The organism is Pseudomonas sp. NBRC 100443, from assembly GCF_030268185.1.
Taxonomy (GTDB): Bacteria; Pseudomonadota; Gammaproteobacteria; order Pseudomonadales; family Pseudomonadaceae; genus Pseudomonas; species Pseudomonas citronellolis.
In genome coordinates this window covers 72,593-90,464 of the sequence record NZ_BSQE01000002.1, presented here as the reverse complement: position 1 = coordinate 90,464, position 17,872 = coordinate 72,593, and the positions used below count along the sequence as shown (strand labels likewise).

General features: G+C 68.0%; 12 protein-coding genes and 1 pseudogene. 9 read left to right on the top strand and 4 right to left on the bottom strand.

The window, feature by feature from the left end:
- The first annotated feature begins 338 nt into the window (after nucleotides 1-338).
- Entirely contained in the window at nucleotides 339-1,868 is a 1,530-nt protein-coding gene (locus QSJ95_RS02610; RefSeq protein ID WP_285639817.1) for a nucleobase:cation symporter-2 family protein, read from the top strand.
- 120 nt (nucleotides 1,869-1,988) lie between these two features.
- Here the strand turns inward: QSJ95_RS02610 and ptrR are convergent, their stop codons facing one another.
- The gene (gene ptrR / locus QSJ95_RS02605) at nucleotides 1,989-2,861 is read right to left on the bottom strand and encodes a putrescine utilization regulator PtrR (RefSeq protein ID WP_009622223.1); all 873 of its coding nucleotides are present in this window, start codon (nucleotides 2,859-2,861) and stop codon (nucleotides 1,989-1,991) included.
- 158 nt (nucleotides 2,862-3,019) lie between these two features.
- Here ptrR and QSJ95_RS02600 point away from each other — a divergent pair, with 158 nt between their 5' ends.
- Both QSJ95_RS02600 and QSJ95_RS02595 read left to right on the top strand, forming a co-directional pair.
- The gene (locus tag QSJ95_RS02600; RefSeq protein WP_285639775.1) at nucleotides 3,020-4,405 is read left to right on the top strand and encodes an NAD-dependent succinate-semialdehyde dehydrogenase; all 1,386 of its coding nucleotides are present in this window, start codon (nucleotides 3,020-3,022) and stop codon (nucleotides 4,403-4,405) included.
- A 96-nt stretch (nucleotides 4,406-4,501) separates the two neighbouring features.
- Nucleotides 4,502-5,206: a glutathione binding-like protein gene (locus QSJ95_RS02595; protein ID WP_285639773.1), complete on the top strand. Its 705-nt coding sequence runs from the start codon at nucleotides 4,502-4,504 to the stop codon at nucleotides 5,204-5,206.
- A gap of 435 nt (nucleotides 5,207-5,641) precedes the next feature.
- Here the strand turns inward: QSJ95_RS02595 and QSJ95_RS02590 are convergent.
- The 3 genes and pseudogenes from QSJ95_RS02590 to QSJ95_RS02580 all read right to left on the bottom strand — a co-directional run.
- Nucleotides 5,642-5,902, bottom strand: a pseudogene (locus tag QSJ95_RS02590) (chemotaxis protein); the annotation flags it as partial.
- A 106-nt stretch (nucleotides 5,903-6,008) separates the two neighbouring features.
- A complete protein-coding gene (locus tag QSJ95_RS02585) occupies nucleotides 6,009-7,064 on the bottom strand; it encodes an AraC family transcriptional regulator (protein ID WP_285639771.1) in 1,056 nt (351 codons plus the stop codon).
- Nucleotides 7,065-7,079: 15 nt separating this feature from the next.
- Nucleotides 7,080-8,750, bottom strand: a complete 1,671-nt coding sequence (locus QSJ95_RS02580; protein WP_285639769.1) for an AMP-binding protein — start codon at nucleotides 8,748-8,750, stop codon at nucleotides 7,080-7,082.
- 441 nt (nucleotides 8,751-9,191) lie between these two features.
- Between QSJ95_RS02580 and pbpG the strand changes: the two genes are divergently transcribed.
- The 6 genes from pbpG to QSJ95_RS02550 all read left to right on the top strand — a co-directional run bounded on the left by pbpG (nucleotide 9,192) and on the right by QSJ95_RS02550 (nucleotide 17,793).
- A complete protein-coding gene (pbpG, locus tag QSJ95_RS02575; RefSeq protein ID WP_197887857.1) occupies nucleotides 9,192-10,106 on the top strand; it encodes a D-alanyl-D-alanine endopeptidase in 915 nt (304 codons plus the stop codon).
- Between the two features lie 341 nt (nucleotides 10,107-10,447).
- Nucleotides 10,448-11,872, top strand: coding sequence for a sigma-54 interaction domain-containing protein (locus QSJ95_RS02570; RefSeq protein WP_043272651.1), 1,425 nt, complete (start codon nucleotides 10,448-10,450; stop codon nucleotides 11,870-11,872).
- 297 nt (nucleotides 11,873-12,169) lie between these two features.
- Nucleotides 12,170-13,435 carry an OprD family porin gene (locus tag QSJ95_RS02565; protein WP_285639766.1) on the top strand — a complete coding sequence of 422 codons (1,266 nt, stop codon included), beginning with the start codon at nucleotides 12,170-12,172 and terminating at the stop codon, nucleotides 13,433-13,435.
- A gap of 73 nt (nucleotides 13,436-13,508) precedes the next feature.
- Nucleotides 13,509-14,900, top strand: coding sequence for a GntP family permease (locus QSJ95_RS02560; RefSeq protein ID WP_285639764.1), 1,392 nt, complete (start codon nucleotides 13,509-13,511; stop codon nucleotides 14,898-14,900).
- 55 nt (nucleotides 14,901-14,955) lie between these two features.
- On the top strand, nucleotides 14,956-15,726 hold the full coding sequence (locus QSJ95_RS02555; protein ID WP_285639762.1) for a 3-hydroxybutyrate dehydrogenase: 771 nt from the start codon (nucleotides 14,956-14,958) through the stop codon (nucleotides 15,724-15,726).
- A 114-nt stretch (nucleotides 15,727-15,840) separates the two neighbouring features.
- On the top strand, nucleotides 15,841-17,793 hold the full coding sequence (locus QSJ95_RS02550) for an acetoacetate--CoA ligase (RefSeq protein WP_061561674.1): 1,953 nt from the start codon (nucleotides 15,841-15,843) through the stop codon (nucleotides 17,791-17,793).
- Nucleotides 17,794-17,872: the final 79 nt, after the last annotated feature.

The following is a 17,872-nucleotide window of genomic DNA, read 5'->3' as shown; positions in this document are numbered from 1 at the left end:
GCGGCACCATCTTGAGGCCGCGGCGCCCGACTTCCGTGCACTTCTTCCCTCTGGCCACCTGGCTCCATGGCCGACGCAATGGCCATGCCCTCGCGCCACGCGGGCCGTGCCGACCAGCGACACTCCTGCATCCAAAATTCCTGACGACCTGGCCAGGTTCTTGCTTCGCTCCGGACGGCGTGCAGGCGGTCGCTTGCGCATTTCTCGGAAGATTATTTTCTCTTTCGAATCAGATAGTTCAGATTGTCGAACAAGATTTTGTATACAAGGTAGTAGCCAAACAGGAACAACCGTGTTTACAGTGCTCGGCACAACAAAAACAAGCGAGTCCTCCAGCCATGAATGACCGTTCAGCTGTAGCGTCTTCCAGCACCCGCCCGGAAGACGAGAACCTCGGTGTCGGCGCCAACCTGGCGTACGGCCTGCAACACGTTCTGACCATGTATGGCGGCATCGTCGCCGTGCCGCTGATCCTCGGCCAGGCCGCCGGCCTGTCGCCCGCCGAGATCGGCACCCTGATCGCCGCGTCGCTATTCGCCGGCGGCCTTGCCACGCTGCTGCAGACCCTCGGCCTGCCCTTCTTCGGCAGCCAGCTGCCGCTGGTGCAGGGCGTGTCCTTCGCCGGGGTGGCGACCATGCTCGCCATCCTCACCACCGGCTACGAGGGCGGCGGCATCCCCGCGGTGCTGGGGGCGGTAATGGCGGCCTCGGCCATCGGCCTGCTGATCACCCCGGTGTTCTCGCGCATCACCAAGTTCTTCCCGCCGCTGGTCACCGGCGTGGTCATCACCACCATCGGCCTGACGCTGATGCCGGTGGCCGCGCGCTGGGCCATGGGCGGCAACCCCAAGGCGGCGGAATTCGGCAGCACGGCGAACATCGGCCTGGCCGCGGTGACCCTGGTCATCGTGCTGTTGCTGAGCAAGCTGGGCAGCGCCGCCATCTCGCGCCTGTCGATCCTGCTGGCCATGGTGATCGGCACCGGCATCGCCTACGCCCTGGGCATGACCGACTTCTCCAAGGTCGCCGAAGGCCCGATGCTGGCCATGCCGGAGATCTTCCACTTCGGCATGCCGACCTTCCACCTGGCGGCGATCATCTCCATGAGCATCGTGATCCTGGTGACCCTGGTGGAAACCTCGGCGGACATCCTCGCCGTGGGCGAGATCATCGGCACCAAGGTGGACTCCAAGCGCCTGGGCAACGGCCTGCGCGCCGACATGCTGTCGAGCATCCTGGCGCCGATCTTCGGCTCCTTCACCCAGAGCGCTTTCGCCCAGAACGTCGGCCTGGTGGCGGTGACCGGCGTGAAGAGCCGCTACGTGGTGGCCACCGGCGGGCTGATCCTGGTGACCCTCGGCCTGCTGCCGGTGGTCGGCCGGGTGGTGGCCGCGGTGCCCCCGGCGGTGCTCGGCGGCGCCGGCCTGGTGCTGTTCGGCACCGTGGCGGCCAGCGGCATCCGCACCCTGTCGAAGGTGGACTACCACAACAACATGAACCTGGTGATAGTCGCCACCGCCCTGGGCTTCGGCATGCTGCCGATCGCGGCGCCGAACTTCTACCACAACTTCCCCGGCTGGGTGGAAACCATCTTCCACTCCGGCATCAGCTCCTCGGCCATCATGGCCATCGCCCTGAACCTGCTGTTCAACCACTTCAAGACCGGCAACTCGGACCAGCAGTCGGTGTTCGTCGCCGCCGAGGAGCGCACCCTGCGCTACCGCGACATCGCCGCGCTGAACGAGGGCGACTACTTCCTCAACGGCAGGCTGCACGACAAGGACGGCAACGAGGTGCCGGTGATCGACGAGGAGAACGAGCATGCAGAGCACGCGCCGCCAAGGACGGTGAAGGCTGCGGCGCATTGATGACGAAAAGCCCCTCTCCCGCAAGCGGGAGAGGGGGCTGTCCTGAGGGGCCGGGGAGTTCAGAGTCATCCTGATCCCTAACAGCACCGTAGGGCGTATAACCGTTCGCGGTTATACGCCCTACGCCGCCTCCCGCTGCTCCGGTTCCAGCAGGCCGATGAAGGCGCGCAATGCCGGGGTGTCGGTGCCGCGGCGCCAGAACAGCCAGGTGGTGGCTTCGGCGTGGCTGGGGGCCAGGTGGTGGATGGTCACGTTGCGCCCGCCGGCCAGGCTGTCGAACATCGCCTTGGGGATGATCGCCACCCCGCCGCCGGCGGCTATGCAGGCCAGCATGCCGTGGTAGGACTCCATCTCCATGATCTTGCCCGGCACCACGCGCTGCTCGGCGAACCAGCCTTCCAGGCGCTTGCGGTAGGAGCAGGTGTCGCGGAAGGCGAACACCGTCTCCCCCGCCACGTCGCGGGCGTCGCGCACCGGCGGGTGGCCCTGGGCGCTCATCAGCACCAGTTCCTCCTGGAACACCGGGCGGCCGTCCAGCTGCGGGTGGTTGGCCGGGCCGTCGGCGAAGGCGGCGATGAAACGCCCGGAGAGCACGCCGTCGATCATCTCGCCCGACGGACCGGTGGAGAGGTCCAGCTGCACCTTGGGGAAGCGCTGGTGGTAGCGCGCCAGCAGCTCGGGGATGCGCACCGCCGCGGTGCTTTCCATCGAACCCAGGGAGAAGCTGCCGTGGGGCTCGGCGCCGCTGGCCACCTGGCGCGCCTCTTCCACCAGGTCGAGGATGCGCTCGGCGTAGTCGAGGAAGCTGCGCCCGGTGGGCGACAGGCGCAGGCGCGACTTCTCGCGGATGAACAGCTCGGCGCCCAGCTCGCTTTCCAGCTGCTTGATGCGCGTGGTCAGGTTCGACGGCACGCGGTGCAGGCGGCCCGCGGCGGCGGTGATGCTGCCGTCCTGGGCGACGGCGCGGAAGAACTCCAGTTGGGTCAGGTCCACGTTTCTCTCCGGGAGAATGATCCTTTCTGAATTATTCATTTGTCATGAATGAAGCGCCACCTTACTTTCTTCCCCATGCCGGCGCCAGTGGCGCCGGCCGGACAACCGACGCCGCCGACCGACGGCGGCCAGCCCCACCTGCCGTGCAAGGACCTTCCATGAACCAGATCGCCGCCATCCCCGCTGCCATCTCGCGCAGCCCCGCCACCGGCCAGGAACTGGCCCGCTACCCCTTCGAGGACGCCGCCCAGCTGGAAAGCACCCTGGCCCGCAGCGACGCCGCCTTCCGCCAGTGGCGCGAAACCCCGGTGGCCGAGCGCGTCGCCGTGCTGCGCAGGATGGCCGAGGTGCTGCGCGCCGACGTCGAGCCCATGGCCCGCATGGAAGCCCGGGAAATGGGCATGCCGGTCACCCAGGCGCGCGGCGAGATCAACAAGTGCGCCAACCTCTGCGACTGGTACGCCGAGCACGGCCCGGCCATGCTGGAAGACGAGAAGACCAGCATCGAAGGCGCGTACATCTCCTACCTGCCGCTGGGCCCGGTGCTGGCCGTGATGCCGTGGAACTTTCCCACCTGGCAGGTCATGCGCGGCGCGGTGAGCATCATCCTCGGCGGCAACACCTACGTGCTCAAGCACGCGCCGAACGTCATGGGCTGCGCCTATCAGCTGCGCGATGCCTGGCTGCAGGCCGGCCTGCCCGAGGGCGTGTTCGAGGTGCTGAACGTGGAGCCGCCGCTGGTCTCCAAGGCCATCGCCGACGACCGCATCACCTCCATCGCCGTGACCGGCAGCGTGGGCGCCGGCGCGGCCATCGCCTCCCAGGCCGGCGCCGCGCTGAAGAAGTGCGTGCTGGAGCTGGGCGGTTCCGACGCCTTCATCGTGCTGGCCGACGCCGACCTGGACGCCGCCGTGAAGGCCGCCGTGGCCAGCCGCTTCGGCAACTGCGGCCAGGTGTGCATCGCCGCCAAGCGCATGATCGTCGAGGAATCCATCGCCCCGGCCTTCACCGAGAAGCTGCTGGCCGCGGTCAAGGCGCTGAAGATCGGCGACCCGCTGGCGGACGACACCTTCGTCGGCCCCATGGCCCGCTTCGACCTGCGCGACGAGCTGCACGGCCAGGTGCAACAGGCCATCGCCGACGGCGCCCGCCTGCTGCTGGGCGGCCACAAGCTGGAAGGCGAAGGCAACTACTACGCGCCGACCGTGCTGGCCGACGTGAAGCCGGGCAACACCGCCTTCGCCAAGGAAATCTTCGGCCCGGTGGCTTCGGTGATAGTCGCACGCGACGCCGAGCACGCCCTGGAACTGGCCAACGACAGCGAGTTCGGCCTGTCCGGCGCCATCTGGAGCGCCGACAAGGCCAAGGCCCAGCACATGGCGCGGCGCCTGGTCAGCGGCGGCGTGTTCATCAACGGCTTCTCCGCCTCCGACCCGCGCGTGCCGATCGGCGGCGTGAAGAAGAGCGGTTTCGGCCGCGAGCTGTCGCACTTCGGCCTGCGCGAGTTCCTCAACCCGCAGACCGTCTGGATCGACCGCAAGTAAAGCTATAGCCTTGGCTTTCAGCCCGCGCCGCTCTCCTGGGCGCGGGCGTTGCACGCCCCGGCATGGTGCCGGGGCGTCGCCATTTCAGGAGGTCCCATGATCGAGCTGTACTACTGGCCCACCCCCAACGGCCACAAGATCGCCCTGTTCCTCGAAGAGGCGGGGCTCGACTACCGCATCCACCCCGTCGATATCAGCGCCGGCGACCAGTTCAAGCCGGAGTTCCTCGCCTTCTCGCCGAACAACCGCATGCCCGCCATCATCGACAGCGCCCCGGCGGACGGCGGCGAGCCGATCAGCGTGTTCGAATCCGGCGCCATCCTCGTCTACCTCGCGGAAAAGACCGGCCAGTTCATGCCGGCCGACGTGCGCGGGCGCAAGACGGTGCTGGAATGGCTGTTCTGGCAGGTCGGCGGCCTGGGCCCGATGGCCGGGCAGAACCACCACTTCGTGCAATACGCGCCGGAAAAGCTGCCCTACGCCATGCAGCGCTACGTCAACGAGACCAACCGCCTGTACGGCGTGATGGACAAGCGCCTGGCGAAAGTGCCCTACCTCGCCGGCGAGCACTACAGCATCGCCGACATGGCCAGCTATCCCTGGGTGGTGCCGTGGCAGCGCCAGCAGCAGGACCTGGACGATTTCCCCCACCTCAAGCGCTGGTTCGAGGGGATAGCCGCCCGGCCGGCGACCGTGCGCGCCTATGAGAAGGGCCAGGCGTACTCGTCGCGGCCGTCGGTGACCGAGGAAGGCAAGAAGATCCTCTTCGGCCAGACCGCGGCCAGCGTGAGCAAGGGCTGACGCAGAGGTGCTTTCGTAGGATGGGTTGAGCTTGCGATACCCATGCGGCCGCGGTGATGGGTATCGCTTCGCTCAACGCCATCCTACGGGTGTGTGTGGACCGGGGCATCGGTGTACCGGCCAACGGCGGATAACCGCGAACGGTTATGCGCCCTACGCCCCTGCGCCGAGGCGCTCTTCGTAGGATGGGTTGAGCTTGCGAAACCCATGCGGCCGTGGCGATGGGTATCGCTTCGCTCAACGCCATCCTACGGGTGTGGACCTGGGCATTGGTGTTTCCGGCCAACGGCGCATAACCGCGAACGGTTATGCGCCCTACGTCCCTGCGCCGAGGCGCTCTTCGTAGGATGGGTTGAGCCTGCGAAACCCATGCGGCCGCGGCGATGGGTATCGCTTCGCTCAACGCCATCCTACGGGTGTATGGGAGCCCGCCGATCACACCCGAAACTGCCCCATCAGCCCCTGCTGGTGATTCGCCAGGTCGTTCAGCGACTGGCTGATCTGCGCCGACTCCTGCGCCTGGCCGGACAGCGATTCGGTCACGTCGCGGATGCCCGCCACGTTGCGGTTGATCTCCTCGGCCACCGCGCTCTGTTCCTCGGCGGCGCTGGCGATCTGCAGGTTCATGTCGTTGATCACCCCCACCGCCTCGCCGATGCGCTGCAGCGCGGCCACCGCCTGCTCGACCTGGCTGACACGGTGCACAACAGGCAGAGGCCGGCCAGCAGGGTGATCTTCCACTGGATCGAAAGGCGCGTCAGGAACATGGGCGGAGGTCCTTGGAACGTGGGAGTGCCCCAGGCTATCGGCCTGGCGGGGGATTTCTGCAGGCGTCGGGCCAGTCGTTTTCCTGCTGCATCAGCGCGCGGTACTGGCCGGGGGTGGAGCCGGTCCACTTGCGAAAGGCCTTGTAGAAGGCGCTGGTGTCGGCGAAGCCGAGTTCCTCGGCCAGTTCGGCGAAGTTGCCTTCGCCGGCGTCCAGCCGGGCGATGGCCAGGTCGCGGCGCAACTGGTCCTTCAGCGCCTGGTACGACTGGCCCTCGGCGGCGAGCTTGCGGCGCAGCGTCGAGGACGCCATGTAGAAGTGGCTGCCCAGCGCCTCCAGGTCCGGCCAGCGCTCGCAGCGCTGGCTGCGCAGGTAGGCCTTGATGCGCGCCGCCAGGCTTTGCGGGTCGCGGTAGCGCACCAGGATGTTGGCCGGGGCGCCGACCAGGAAGCGCCGCAGCTCGCGCTCGTCGCGGCGCACCGGCAGGGCCAGGGCCTCGGCGTTGAACAGCAGGCGCGTCTGCCGGCGGGCGAAGCGCAGGTTGTCGCTGAACATCACCCGGTAGTCCTCGATGTAGTCCGGCTGCGGGCTGCGCAGGTCGATGGCGAGGATGGGGATGCGCCGGCCCACCAGCCAGCAGGCCAGGCCGTGGACCATCAGGTACAGGGTGAAGTAGCAGAAGGCCCGTTGCGCCGGCGCCGCGCCCTCGTCGAGCTGGATGGCGGCCACCCCGTCCTGGCTCACCAGGCGCGGCTGCAGGCCGTCGAAGACCAGGCCGAGGAAGGCCAGGGCACGCTCCAGCGCAGCCTCCAGGGTCGCTTCGTGGATCGCCGTGCGGGCCATGAAGTTGAAGCTGCCGGACTTCATCCGCCGCGGGTTCATGGCGAAGAATTCGTCGTCCAGCGCCCGCGCCAAACGCAGCCAGAGCCGCGAATAGGCCTGGATCGGCACCCGCGCATAGGGCTTGCCGACGAGTTCGCCGGCGATGCCCGCCGCGGCCAGCAGCGCGGACGCGTCGAGGCCCTGGCGAACGGGTTCGGCCAGGGCCTCGTTGACCAGGCGGATGGAGATGGTGCCCTTCTCTACCGGCATGGCGCCTCGCGTCCGTCAGCCACGCAGTTCCTCGATGCTGATCTCGCGCATGCGGAACTTCTGGATCTTGCCGGTCACCGTCATCGGGAACTCGTCGCAGAAGCGGAAGTAGCGCGGCACCTTGAAGTGGGCGATGCGCGCCTTGCAGAAGGCCCGCAGTTCCTCCTCGTCGACGCCGTGGCCGGGATGGAACTTGACCCAGGCCACCAGCTCCTCGCCGTACTTGTCGTCGGGGATGCCGATCACCTGGGCGTCGGCCACGGCGTGGTGGGTGTAGAGGAATTCCTCGATCTCGCGCGGATAGATGTTCTCGCCGCCGCGGATGATCATGTCCTTGCTGCGCCCGACGATGCGCACGTTGCCCGCCTCGTCCATCACCGCCAGGTCGCCGGTGAGCATCCAGCGCGACGGGCTGATGGCCTCGGCCGTGGCCTGGGGGTTGTTCCAGTAGCCGAGCATCACGCTGTAGCCGCGGGTGCACAGCTCGCCGATGGTGCCGCGCGGGACGATGCGGCCGTCGCCGTCGATGATCTTGCTCTCCAGCTGCGGCTGGGTGCGGCCGACGGTGGTCACGCGGATTTCCAGCTCGTCGTCCGGGCCGGTCTGCAGCGACACCGGGCTGGTCTCGGTCATGCCGTAGGCGATCTGCACCTCGGCCATGTGCATTTCATTGATGACCCGCCGCATCACCTCGATCGGGCAGGTGGCGCCGGCCATGATCCCGGTGCGCAGGCTGGACAGGTCGAATTCGGCGCGGCGCGGGTGGTCCAGCTCGGCGATGAACATGGTGGGCACGCCGTACAGCGCGGTGGCGCGTTCCTCGGCCACGGCAGCGAGGGTCGCCTCCGGCTCGAAGCTGGGCGCCGGGTAGATCATGGTGGCGCCGTGGGTCATGCAGCCGAGGTTGCCCATCACCATGCCGAAGCAGTGGTACAGCGGCACCGGGATCACCAGGCGGTCGTGCTCGGTGAGGCCGATGCTCTCGCCGACCATGTAGCCGTTGTTGAGGATGTTGTAGTGGCTGAGGGTGGCGCCCTTGGGGAAGCCGGTGGTGCCGGAGGTGTACTGGATGTTGATCGGCTCGTCGAACTGCAGCAGCGCCTGGCGCTGCGCCAGCTCCTCGGCGGATACCGCGGCGCCTATGCCTTCCAGCTGGTCCCAGCGGAGGAACCCGGCCGGGACCTGGGCGGCCAGGCTGACCACCCCGCTCAGCTCCGGCAGGCGCGCGCTGTTCAGCTCGCCCGGGCGGCAGTCGCGCAGCTCCGGCAGCAGTTCGGCGAGCATGCCGTGGTAGTCGGAGGTCTTGAAGGCGTCGGCGCACACCAGCCAACGGCAGCCGGACTGCTTCAGCGCGTACTCCAGCTCGTTGGCGCGGTAGGCCGGGTTGATGTTGACCAGCACGGCGCCGATCTTGGCGCTGGCGAACTGGGTGATGCACCACTGCGCGCAGTTCGGCGCCCAGATGCCCAGGCGGTCGCCCTGGCGTAGACCCAGGGCGAGGAAGGCGCGGGCCGTGGCGCTCACCGCCTCGGCCAGCTGGGCCCAGGTGTAGCGCAGGTTCTGGTGCCGCACCACCAGCGCCTCGCGGTCGGCGAAGCGGCTGGCGGTGTCGTCGAAGGCAGCGCCTATGGTCATGGCCAGCAGCGGCTTGTCCTGGCGGCCACGGGTATAGCTCGGGTGGTTCATGGCGTTCCCTTGTTGTGCTTGTTCTGGGACTGGGCTCACGACCGGGCCCACAGGCATGGGCACGACCGGCCGGTCGGCGGCTCGCGGAGCATCTTTACGTTAACGTAAAGGTAAACGCAAGCCCGCGATCCGCCTCGCTCTCTACAGCTTAGCCAGTCAAGCTTCATGCCACAGAATCAGAACACCTTGAGAATCAGATACTTGGAATAATCCGACAGCCGACACCCAGGCGCGGGATTCGCATTTCGCAACACTTGGCGAGACACTTTCTCATTCCCGCCGCTGCGCTTTCAAAGTGATACACGCACTTGTGCCTGCAAGCCTTTGAAATTCTTTCCCCTGGCCCGCTGCCAGGCTGATGCACGCTCACCGGTCATGGATTAGAATTCTGGGAAATTGCCTACATGGATGTAGCCCCTCCCACTTGTGCGAATCACATCCATGAACACTCGTCGTTCGATCCTGGGCCTTTTCTTCACCTGTACCTTTGCCCTCGCCCTGCCCGCCCTCGCCGCCAGTAAGGCGGAAGTCACCCCCAGCCAGCTGGTCCTGGCCTCCGGCAGCGCCCTGGTGGTGGACCTGAACTCCGACAAGGTCGTGTATTCCAGCAACCCCGACGTGGTCCGCCCGATCGCCTCGGTGACCAAGCTGATGACCGCCATGGTGGTGCTCGACGCCAAGCTGCCGCTGGACGAGCAGATAGACGTGGACATCTCCGAGACCGCCGAGATGAAGGGCGTTTTCTCCCGCGTGCACCTGGGCAGCCGCATCGACCGCCGGCAGATGCTGCTGCTGGCGCTGATGTCCTCGGAAAACCGCGCCGCCGCCAGCCTGGCCCACCACTACCCGGGCGGCAGCGTGGCCTTCGTCAAGGCGATGAACGCCAAGGCGAAGTCCCTGGGCATGCTGCACACCCACTACGTCGAGCCCACCGGCCTGTCGATCGACAACACTTCCACCGCCCATGACCTGATCCGCCTGGTCAAGGCCGCCTACCAGTACCCGCTGATCCGCGAGCTGAGCACCACCGCGACCAAGGATGCGCGCTTCAGCCACCCGAACTACGCGCTGAGCTTCTTCAACACCAACCCGCTGGTGCGCGCCGGCAAGTGGGACATCCGCCTGACCAAGACCGGCTTCACCAACCAGGCCGGGCATTGCCTGGTGATGGTCACGGTGATGAACGGCCGCCCGGTGGCCCTGGCCCTGCTCGACGCCTTCGGCAAGCGCACCCACGTGGCCGACGCCGCGCGCATCCGCCGCTGGGTGGAAACCGGCAAGGCCTCGCCGGTGCCGGCGGTGGCGCTGCGTTACAAGCAGGCGAAGCAGACGCAGGGGATGCAGGCGGCGGAGTGATGGTGTTTCCCGGGGACTTGGGTGTTCGGGGTTGAGAGCGCCCTCTCCCTAACCCTCTCCCTGAAGGGAGAGGGGACCGTTGGGCAGGGTTTGCTGTCATGGCGTTAGCCGGCAACGCCGGAGGTTTCCGGCTGGAACCATTCCTTCTCTCGGCACGGACTAGCCCCCTCTCCCTTCAGGGCGGGGCGCGCAGCCGAGGGCTGGGGAGAGGGTTGCGGACTCCCCCGCCACACCAGAACCCACCCCATACTCCACTCCCGCTTTCTCCCCCGTCCCTACTGACCCACCTCCCACATCCCGGTACAGTGCCCGCTCAAAGCCCCCCAAGCACCAGGCCGCCCATGCACGACAACTCCCCTCTCACGGACTACCAGAGCGTCCGCCAGCTGGCGATCCGCTCGCTGTTCGAGATCTTCGAGCAGTTCAGCGAGGGCACCGTGATCGTCGACCGCGACGCCAACATCGTCTGGATCAACCAGCGCTACGCCCAGCGCTTCGGCCTGGACGAGGCCGAGCAGGCCGTCGGCCGGCCGGTGGAGAGCGTGATCCCCGGCAGCCTGATGCGCGAGGTGGTGCGCAGCGGCCGGCCGATGCTGCTGGACATCCTCGACATGCCGCGCGACCCGCTGGTGGTGATGCGCATGCCGATCCGCGACGACGCCGGGCAGGTCATCGGCGCCATCGGCTTTGCCCTGTTCGACGAGCTGCGCTCGCTGTCGCCGCTGCTCAGCCGCTACCAGCGCATGCGCCAGGAGCTGGCCTCCACCCGCTCGCTGCTGCAGGCGCGCCAGGCCAAATACAGCCTGGCGCACTTCATCGGCAACGGCAGCGCCAGCCTGGAGGTCAAGCGCCGCGCCCGCCGCGCCGCCACCAGCGAGGCGCCGGTGCTGCTGCTGGGCGAGACCGGCACCGGCAAGGAGCTGCTCGCCCACGCCATCCACAGCGCCTCGGCGCGGGCCGGCAAGGCCTTCGTCAGCATCAACGCCGCGGCCATTCCGGAAACCCTGCTGGAGGCGGAGTTCTTCGGCACCGCGCCGGGCGCCTTCACCGGCGCCGACCGCAAGGGCCGCCCGGGCAAGCTGCAGATCGCCCAGGGCGGCACCCTGTTCCTCGACGAGATCGGCGACATGCCCCTGCCGCTGCAGAGCAAGCTGCTGCGCGTGCTGCAGGAGAAGGAATTCGAGCCGGTAGGCTCCAACGAAGTGCTGCGCAGCGACGTGCGGCTGATCGCGGCCACCTCTATCGACCTGGACAAGGCCGTGCGCGAGGGCCGCTTCCGCGCCGACCTGTACTACCGCATCAACGTGGTGCCCATCGGGATACCGCCGCTGCGCGAGCGCCTGGAGGACCTGCCGGCGCTGTGCGAGGCGATCCTCGACGACCTGCGCGAGGACAACCACGCCCTCTACGAGCTGGACGCCGACGCCCTCGCCCTGCTGCGCCGCCACGCCTGGCCGGGCAACGTGCGCGAGCTGCGCAACCTGCTGGAGCGCACCGTGCTGCTCAACGACCGGGCGCAACTGGACGCCCAGGCCCTGCGCGCCGCCCTCGGCCCGCTGCAGGCGCCGCCGGCACAGGCGGACGGCAACCGCGCCAGCCTGGCCGAGGGCCAGGACTTCTACGCCGCCCGCGAGGCCTTCGAACGCGAGCTGATCGGCAACGTGCTGGCCGAACAGGCCGGCAACGTCGAGGCGGCCGCGCGGCGCCTGGGGCTGGGCCGCTCGACGCTGTACAAGAAGATGGCCGCCCTGGGCCTTTCGTCCTGAAACAGAGACTTTTCTACATTCAGAGACAACCCGAATTCCAGGTGTCTTCAGGCATATGGAATGCGTCTTTGTCCACGAATGGAGACAAAGCCCGGCGCGCGACCCCCGCAAACCCAAATAAATCCCTTTAAAATCAGATAGTTACTCATCTGGCACGGTTCTCGCTATCCGGCCCGGGCGGCCATCCGCCGCACGCCGACATAACAACAACCAACGCCGTCCGCGCACGAACGTTACCCACGGGGCCCACGGCCCGCCCCGGTTCGCCGCCGCGCCGCGCCAGGAGTACTAGCAAACATGAGCAGAACCCCGCTCAACCATGCCGTCGCCCTCGCCACCCTGGGCTCCACCCTCGGCATCGCGCTCCCCGTCCAGGCCGATTTCCTCGCCGACAGCAAGGCCAGCCTCGAACTGCGCAACTTCTACTTCAACCGTGACTTCCGCCAGGACGCCGCGCCCCAGTCGAAACAGGAGGAATGGGCGCAGGGCTTCCTGCTGCGCTACGAATCCGGCTTCACCGAGGGCACCATCGGCGTGGGCGTCGACGCCATCGGCCTGCTGGGCGTGAAGCTCGACTCCAGCCCCGACCGCGCCGGCTCCGGCCTGCTGCCGCGCGATCGCGAGAAGGTCCACGGCGCCCAGGACGACTACAGCGAACTGGGCCTGACCGCCAAGCTGCGCGCCTCCCACAGCGTGCTCAAGGTCGGCACCCTGCTGCCCAAGCTACCCAGCGTGCTGGCCAACGACTCGCGCCTGCTGCCGCAGACCTTCCAGGGCGCGCACCTGAACTCCGCCGAGTTCGCCGGCCTGACCTTCGACGCCGGCCGCCTGCGCCAGGTCAGCCAGCGCGATTCCTCCGACAGCGAGGACATGACGCTCACCACCGGCAACGCCCGCGGCATCGTCGCCAGCGCCGACAGCGACCGCTTCGACTTCGCCGGCCTGAGCTACAAATGGACGCCGCAGCTGACCACCGGCTACAACTACGCCAAGCTCGACGGCCTGTACGACCAGCACATCGTCAACCTGCTGCACGTGCTGCCCATCGCCGACGGCCAATCGCTGAAGACCGACCTGCGCTTCGCCCGCTCCAAGGACGACGGCCACAGCAACGTCGACAACCGCGCCTTCGGCGCCATGCTCACCTACAGCCTCGGCGGCCATGCCTTCGGCGCCGGCTACCAGGTCATGAACGGCGACACCGGCTTCGCCTACATCGGCGGCACCGACGCCTTCCTGGTCAACTTCGTGCAGATCGGCGACTTCGCCAACCGCGACGAGAAGTCCTGGCAGCTACGCTACGACTACGACTTCGCCGCCCTGGGCGTGCCCGGCCTGACCTTCATGACGCGCTACCTGTCCGGCGACGACATCGAGCTGGGCGCCGGCAAGCCGGAGGGCAAGGAGTGGGAGCGCAACACGGACATCGGCTACGTGGTGCAGAGCGGGCCGCTGAAGAACTTCGGCGTCAAATGGCGCAACGCTAGCGTGCGTTCCAGCCACTTCGGCAACGACCTGGACGAGAACCGGCTGATCCTCAGCTACGTGCTGCCGCTCTGGTAACCGCCGGCGTTCCCGCCACCATCACAATAATCATGCGCGGCCGCCGTGCCGCGCAGTTCCAGGAGAACTGCCCATGAGCGTGGTCATCGCCCTCGCCGCCCTCGCCCTGCTGATGCTGGCCGCCTACCGCGGCTACAGCGTCATCCTCTTCGCCCCCATCGCGGCGCTGCTCGCCGTGCTCCTCACCGACCCGTCGGCGGTGGCGCCGGCCTTCACCGGCGTGTTCATGGAGAAGATGGTCGGCTTCGTCAAACTGTACTTCCCGGTGTTCCTGCTCGGCGCCGTGTTCGGCAAGCTCATCGAGCTGTCGGGCTTCTCGCGTTCCATAGTCGCGGCGGCCATCCGCCTGCTCGGCACCAGCCAGGCCATGCTGGTGATAGTGCTGGTGTGCGCCCTGCTCACCTACGGCGGCGTGTCGCTGTTCGTGGTGGTGTTCGCGGTGTACCCCTTCGCCGCCGAGATGTTCCGCCAGAGCGACATCCCCAAGCGGCTGATCCCGGCGACCATCGCCCTGGGCGCCTTCAGCTTCACCATGGACGCCCTGCCCGGCACCCCGCAGATCCAGAACATCATCCCCACCGCCTTCTTCGGCACCAACGGCTGGGCCGCGCCCTGGCTGGGGCTGATCGGCAGCCTGTTCGTGTTCTTCGTCGGCATGCTGTTCCTGCGCCGCCAGGCCGGGCGCGCCCGCGCCGCCGGCGAGGGCTACGGCCGCGAGTTGCGCAACGAGCCGGAAACCGCCAGCGACATCGCCCTGCCGAACCCGCTGCTGGCGCTGTCTCCGCTGGTGCTGGTGGGCGTGGCCAACCTGCTGTTCACCCACTGGATCCCGCAGCTCTACGGCAAAACCCATAGCCTGCAACTGGCCGGCATGGCCGCGCCGGTGGCCAGCGACGTGAGCAAGCTCACCGGCATCTGGGCGGTGCAGGCGGCGCTGCTGCTGGGCATCCTGCTGGTGCTGGCCAGCAGCTACCGGGCGATCCGCAGCCGCCTCGCCGAGGGCAGCAAGACCGCGGTGTCCGGCGCCCTGCTGGCGGCCATGAACACCGCCTCGGAATACGGCTTCGGCGCGGTCATCGCCTCGCTGCCGGGCTTCCTGGTGCTGGCCGATGCGCTCAAGAGCATCCCCAACCCGCTGGTCAACGAGGCCATCACCGTCACCACCCTGGCCGGCATCACCGGCTCGGCGTCCGGCGGCATGAGCATCGCCCTGGCGACCATGTCCGAGCAGTTCATCGCCGCCGCCCACGCCGCCAACATCCCCCTGGAGGTGCTGCACCGCGTCGCCGCCATGGCCAGCGGCGGGATGGACACGCTGCCGCACAACGGCGCGGTCATCACCCTGCTGGCGGTCACCGGGCTGACCCACCGCGAGGCCTACAAGGACATCTTCGCCATCACCCTGATCAAGACCCTGGCGGTCTTCGTGGTGATCGCTACCTTCTACGCAACCGGCATCGTTTGATGCCGTGTACCACCCGGCGGCCCGCTGAGGGCCGCCACAGGCAGGAGAAACGACCATGAACCTCAAAGGCAAGATCGCGCTGGTCACCGGCGCCACCAGCGGCATCGGCCTGGGCATCGCCCACAGCCTGGCCGCGGCCGGCGCCCAGGTGGTGATCAACGGCTTCGGCGATGTCGAGGGCGCCCTGACCGAGTTGGGCCGCCACGGCACGCGGATCGGCCACCACCCGGCGGACATGGCCGAGCCGGCGCAGATCGCCGAGATGATCGCCTATGTCGAGCGCGAGTTCGGCGCGCTGGACATCCTGGTCAACAACGCCGGCATCCAGCACGTGGACGCCGTGGAAAACTTCCCGGTGGAGCGCTGGAACGCGATCATCGCCATCAACCTCTCCGCGGTGTTCCACAGCACGCGCCTGGCGCTGCCGGGCATGCGCCGGCGCAACTGGGGGCGCATCGTCAACGTCGCCTCCACCCACGGCCTGGTGGCCTCCGCCGGCAAGAGCGCCTACGTGGCCGCCAAGCACGGGGTGATCGGCCTGACCAAGAGCGTCGCCCTGGAAACCGCCACCACGCCCATCACCTGCAACGCCATCTGCCCCGGCTGGGTGCTGACGCCGCTGGTGCAGAAGCAGATAGACGCGCGCATAGCCGAAGGCGCCAGCCCCGAGCAGGCGCGCCACGACCTGCTGGCGGAAAAGCAGCCGTCCCTGGAGTTCGTCACCCCCGAACAACTGGGCGAGCTGGCGCTGTTCCTCTGCAGCGAGGCCGCCGCCCAGGTGCGCGGCGCCGCCTGGAACATGGACGGCGGCTGGGTCGCCCAGTGAGCGTCCGCCCCCGCCGCCAGCCGGCGGGGGCCAGCGCCGGATCGTCGCCGGGCGGAAGACGTCGCAATCCCGTGCCACACTGACAGGACAAGCAGTGGATGGACGGACGCCCCTATGAAGCCCTTGTGGACCCCTTCCGCCGAACGCATCGCCGCCAGCCGGATGGACGCCTTCCGCCGGCAGGTCAACCAGCGCCATGGCCTGGCGCTAGCCGACTACCCCGCCCTGCACGCCTGGAGCATCGAACACCGCGAGGCCTTCTGGCAGGCCATCGTCGACAGCTTCGACGTGCGCTTCCACAGCCCGCCGCGCACGGTGCTGGAGGAAGGCCCGCGGATGCCCGACGCGCGCTGGTTCCCCGGCGCCACCCTGAACTTCGCCGAACACCTGCTGCGCCGCCGCGACGAAGCCACGGCAGTGGTGGCCATAGGCGAAGACGGCAGCCGCGAAAGCCTCAGCCATGCCGAGCTGGCCGCCCAGGTCGCCGGCCTGCAACGCAGCCTGCGCGCTGCCGGGGTGGGCGTGGGCGACCGCGTGGCGGCTTTCATGCCCAATACCTGGCAGACTCTGGTGGGCATGCTCGCCGCCACCAGCCTGGGCGCCACCTGGTCGAGCTGCTCGCCGGACTTCGGCACCCAGGGGGTGATCGACCGCTTCGGCCAGATCGAGCCCAAGGTGCTGATCGCCTGCGCCGGCTACCGCTACGCCGGCAAGGTGCTGGACCTGACCGGCAAGCTCAACGAGATACTGGAAAAGCTGCCATCGCTGCAGCAACTGGTGGTGGTGCCCTACGCGCGGCCAGAGGCTCGCCCAACTGATTACAAGTCAGTTGCTCTAACTACCCTGTGGAACGACTTCTACCAGAGCGGCGGCGAGCCCGAATTCACCCCGGTGCCCTTCGCCCATCCGCTGTACATCCTCTATTCCAGCGGCACCACCGGCGTGCCCAAGTGCATCGTCCACTCCACCGGCGGCGTGCTGCTGCAGCACCTCAAGGAGCACGCGCTGCACACCGACCTGCACTCCGGCGACGTGCTGTTCTACTACACCACCTGCGGCTGGATGATGTGGAACTGGCTGGTCTCGGGCCTGGCGGTGGGCGCCAGCCTGGTGCTCTACGACGGCTCGCCCTTCCACCCCGGCCCGGAACGGCTGATGGACCTGGTCGACGCCGAGGCCATCAAGGTGTTCGGCACCAGCGCCAAGTACATCGCCGCGCTGGAAAAGGCCGGCGTGAAGCCAGCGCAGACGCATAGCCTGGACAGCCTGCAGACGCTGCTCTCCACCGGCTCGCCGCTGGCCCACGAGAGCTTCGACTACGTCTACCGCGACATCAAGGCCGACCTGTGCCTGTCGTCCATCTCCGGCGGCACCGACATCGTCTCCTGCTTCGCCCTGGGCAACCCCACGGCGCCGGTGTGGCGCGGCGAGCTGCAATGCAAGGGCCTGGGCATGGCGGTGGAGGTCTGGGACGACGAGGGCAGGCGCCTGCGCAGCGGCAAGGGCGAGCTGGTCTGCACCCGGCACTTCCCGTCGATCCCGGTGGGCTTCTGGAACGACCCGCGGGGCGAGAAATTCCACGACGCCTACTTCGCCACCTTCCCCGGCATCTGGGCCCACGGCGACTACGCCGAGGAAACCGCCCACGGCGGCCTGGTGATCCACGGCCGCTCCGACGCCGTGCTCAACCCCGGCGGCGTGCGCATCGGCACGGCAGAAATCTACCGCCAGGTGGAGAAGGTCGACGAGGTGCTGGAATCCATCGCCATCGGCCAGGACTGGCAAGGCGACGTGCGCGTGGTGCTGTTCGTGCGCCTGCGCGAAGGCGTGCAGTTGGACGAGTCGCTAGAGGAGAAAATCCGCCGGACCATCCGCGCCAACACCACCCCGCGCCACGTACCGGCGAAGATCATCGCGGTGGCCGACATCCCTCGCACGCTCAGCGGCAAGATAGTCGAGCTGGCGGTACGCAACGTGGTGCACGGCAGGCCGGTGAAGAACACCGACGCCCTGGCCAACCCGCAGGCGCTGGAGTTGTATCGGGAGCTGGAGGAGTTGAAATCCTGATGCGGGCAATCGACGGTGTTGGCCGGGACCGCTGGGGCTCGGGGTGATTCCGTTCCCTCACCCCAGCCCTCTCCCAGAG

Coding starts and splice junctions, on each gene's coding strand:
- QSJ95_RS02550 (WP_061561674.1), top strand. CDS start 15,841: ATGAAGCCCTTGTGGACCCCTTCCGCCGAACGCATCGCCGCCAGCCGG.
- QSJ95_RS02555 (WP_285639762.1), top strand. CDS start 14,956: ATGAACCTCAAAGGCAAGATCGCGCTGGTCACCGGCGCCACCAGCGGC.
- QSJ95_RS02610 (WP_285639817.1), top strand. CDS start 339: ATGAATGACCGTTCAGCTGTAGCGTCTTCCAGCACCCGCCCGGAAGAC.
- QSJ95_RS02560 (WP_285639764.1), top strand. CDS start 13,509: ATGAGCGTGGTCATCGCCCTCGCCGCCCTCGCCCTGCTGATGCTGGCC.
- QSJ95_RS02565 (WP_285639766.1), top strand. CDS start 12,170: ATGAGCAGAACCCCGCTCAACCATGCCGTCGCCCTCGCCACCCTGGGC.
- QSJ95_RS02595 (WP_285639773.1), top strand. CDS start 4,502: ATGATCGAGCTGTACTACTGGCCCACCCCCAACGGCCACAAGATCGCC.
- QSJ95_RS02580 (WP_285639769.1), bottom strand. CDS start 8,750: ATGAACCACCCGAGCTATACCCGTGGCCGCCAGGACAAGCCGCTGCTG.
- QSJ95_RS02570 (WP_043272651.1), top strand. CDS start 10,448: ATGCACGACAACTCCCCTCTCACGGACTACCAGAGCGTCCGCCAGCTG.
- QSJ95_RS02600 (WP_285639775.1), top strand. CDS start 3,020: ATGAACCAGATCGCCGCCATCCCCGCTGCCATCTCGCGCAGCCCCGCC.
- QSJ95_RS02585 (WP_285639771.1), bottom strand. CDS start 7,064: ATGCCGGTAGAGAAGGGCACCATCTCCATCCGCCTGGTCAACGAGGCC.
- pbpG (WP_197887857.1), top strand. CDS start 9,192: ATGAACACTCGTCGTTCGATCCTGGGCCTTTTCTTCACCTGTACCTTT.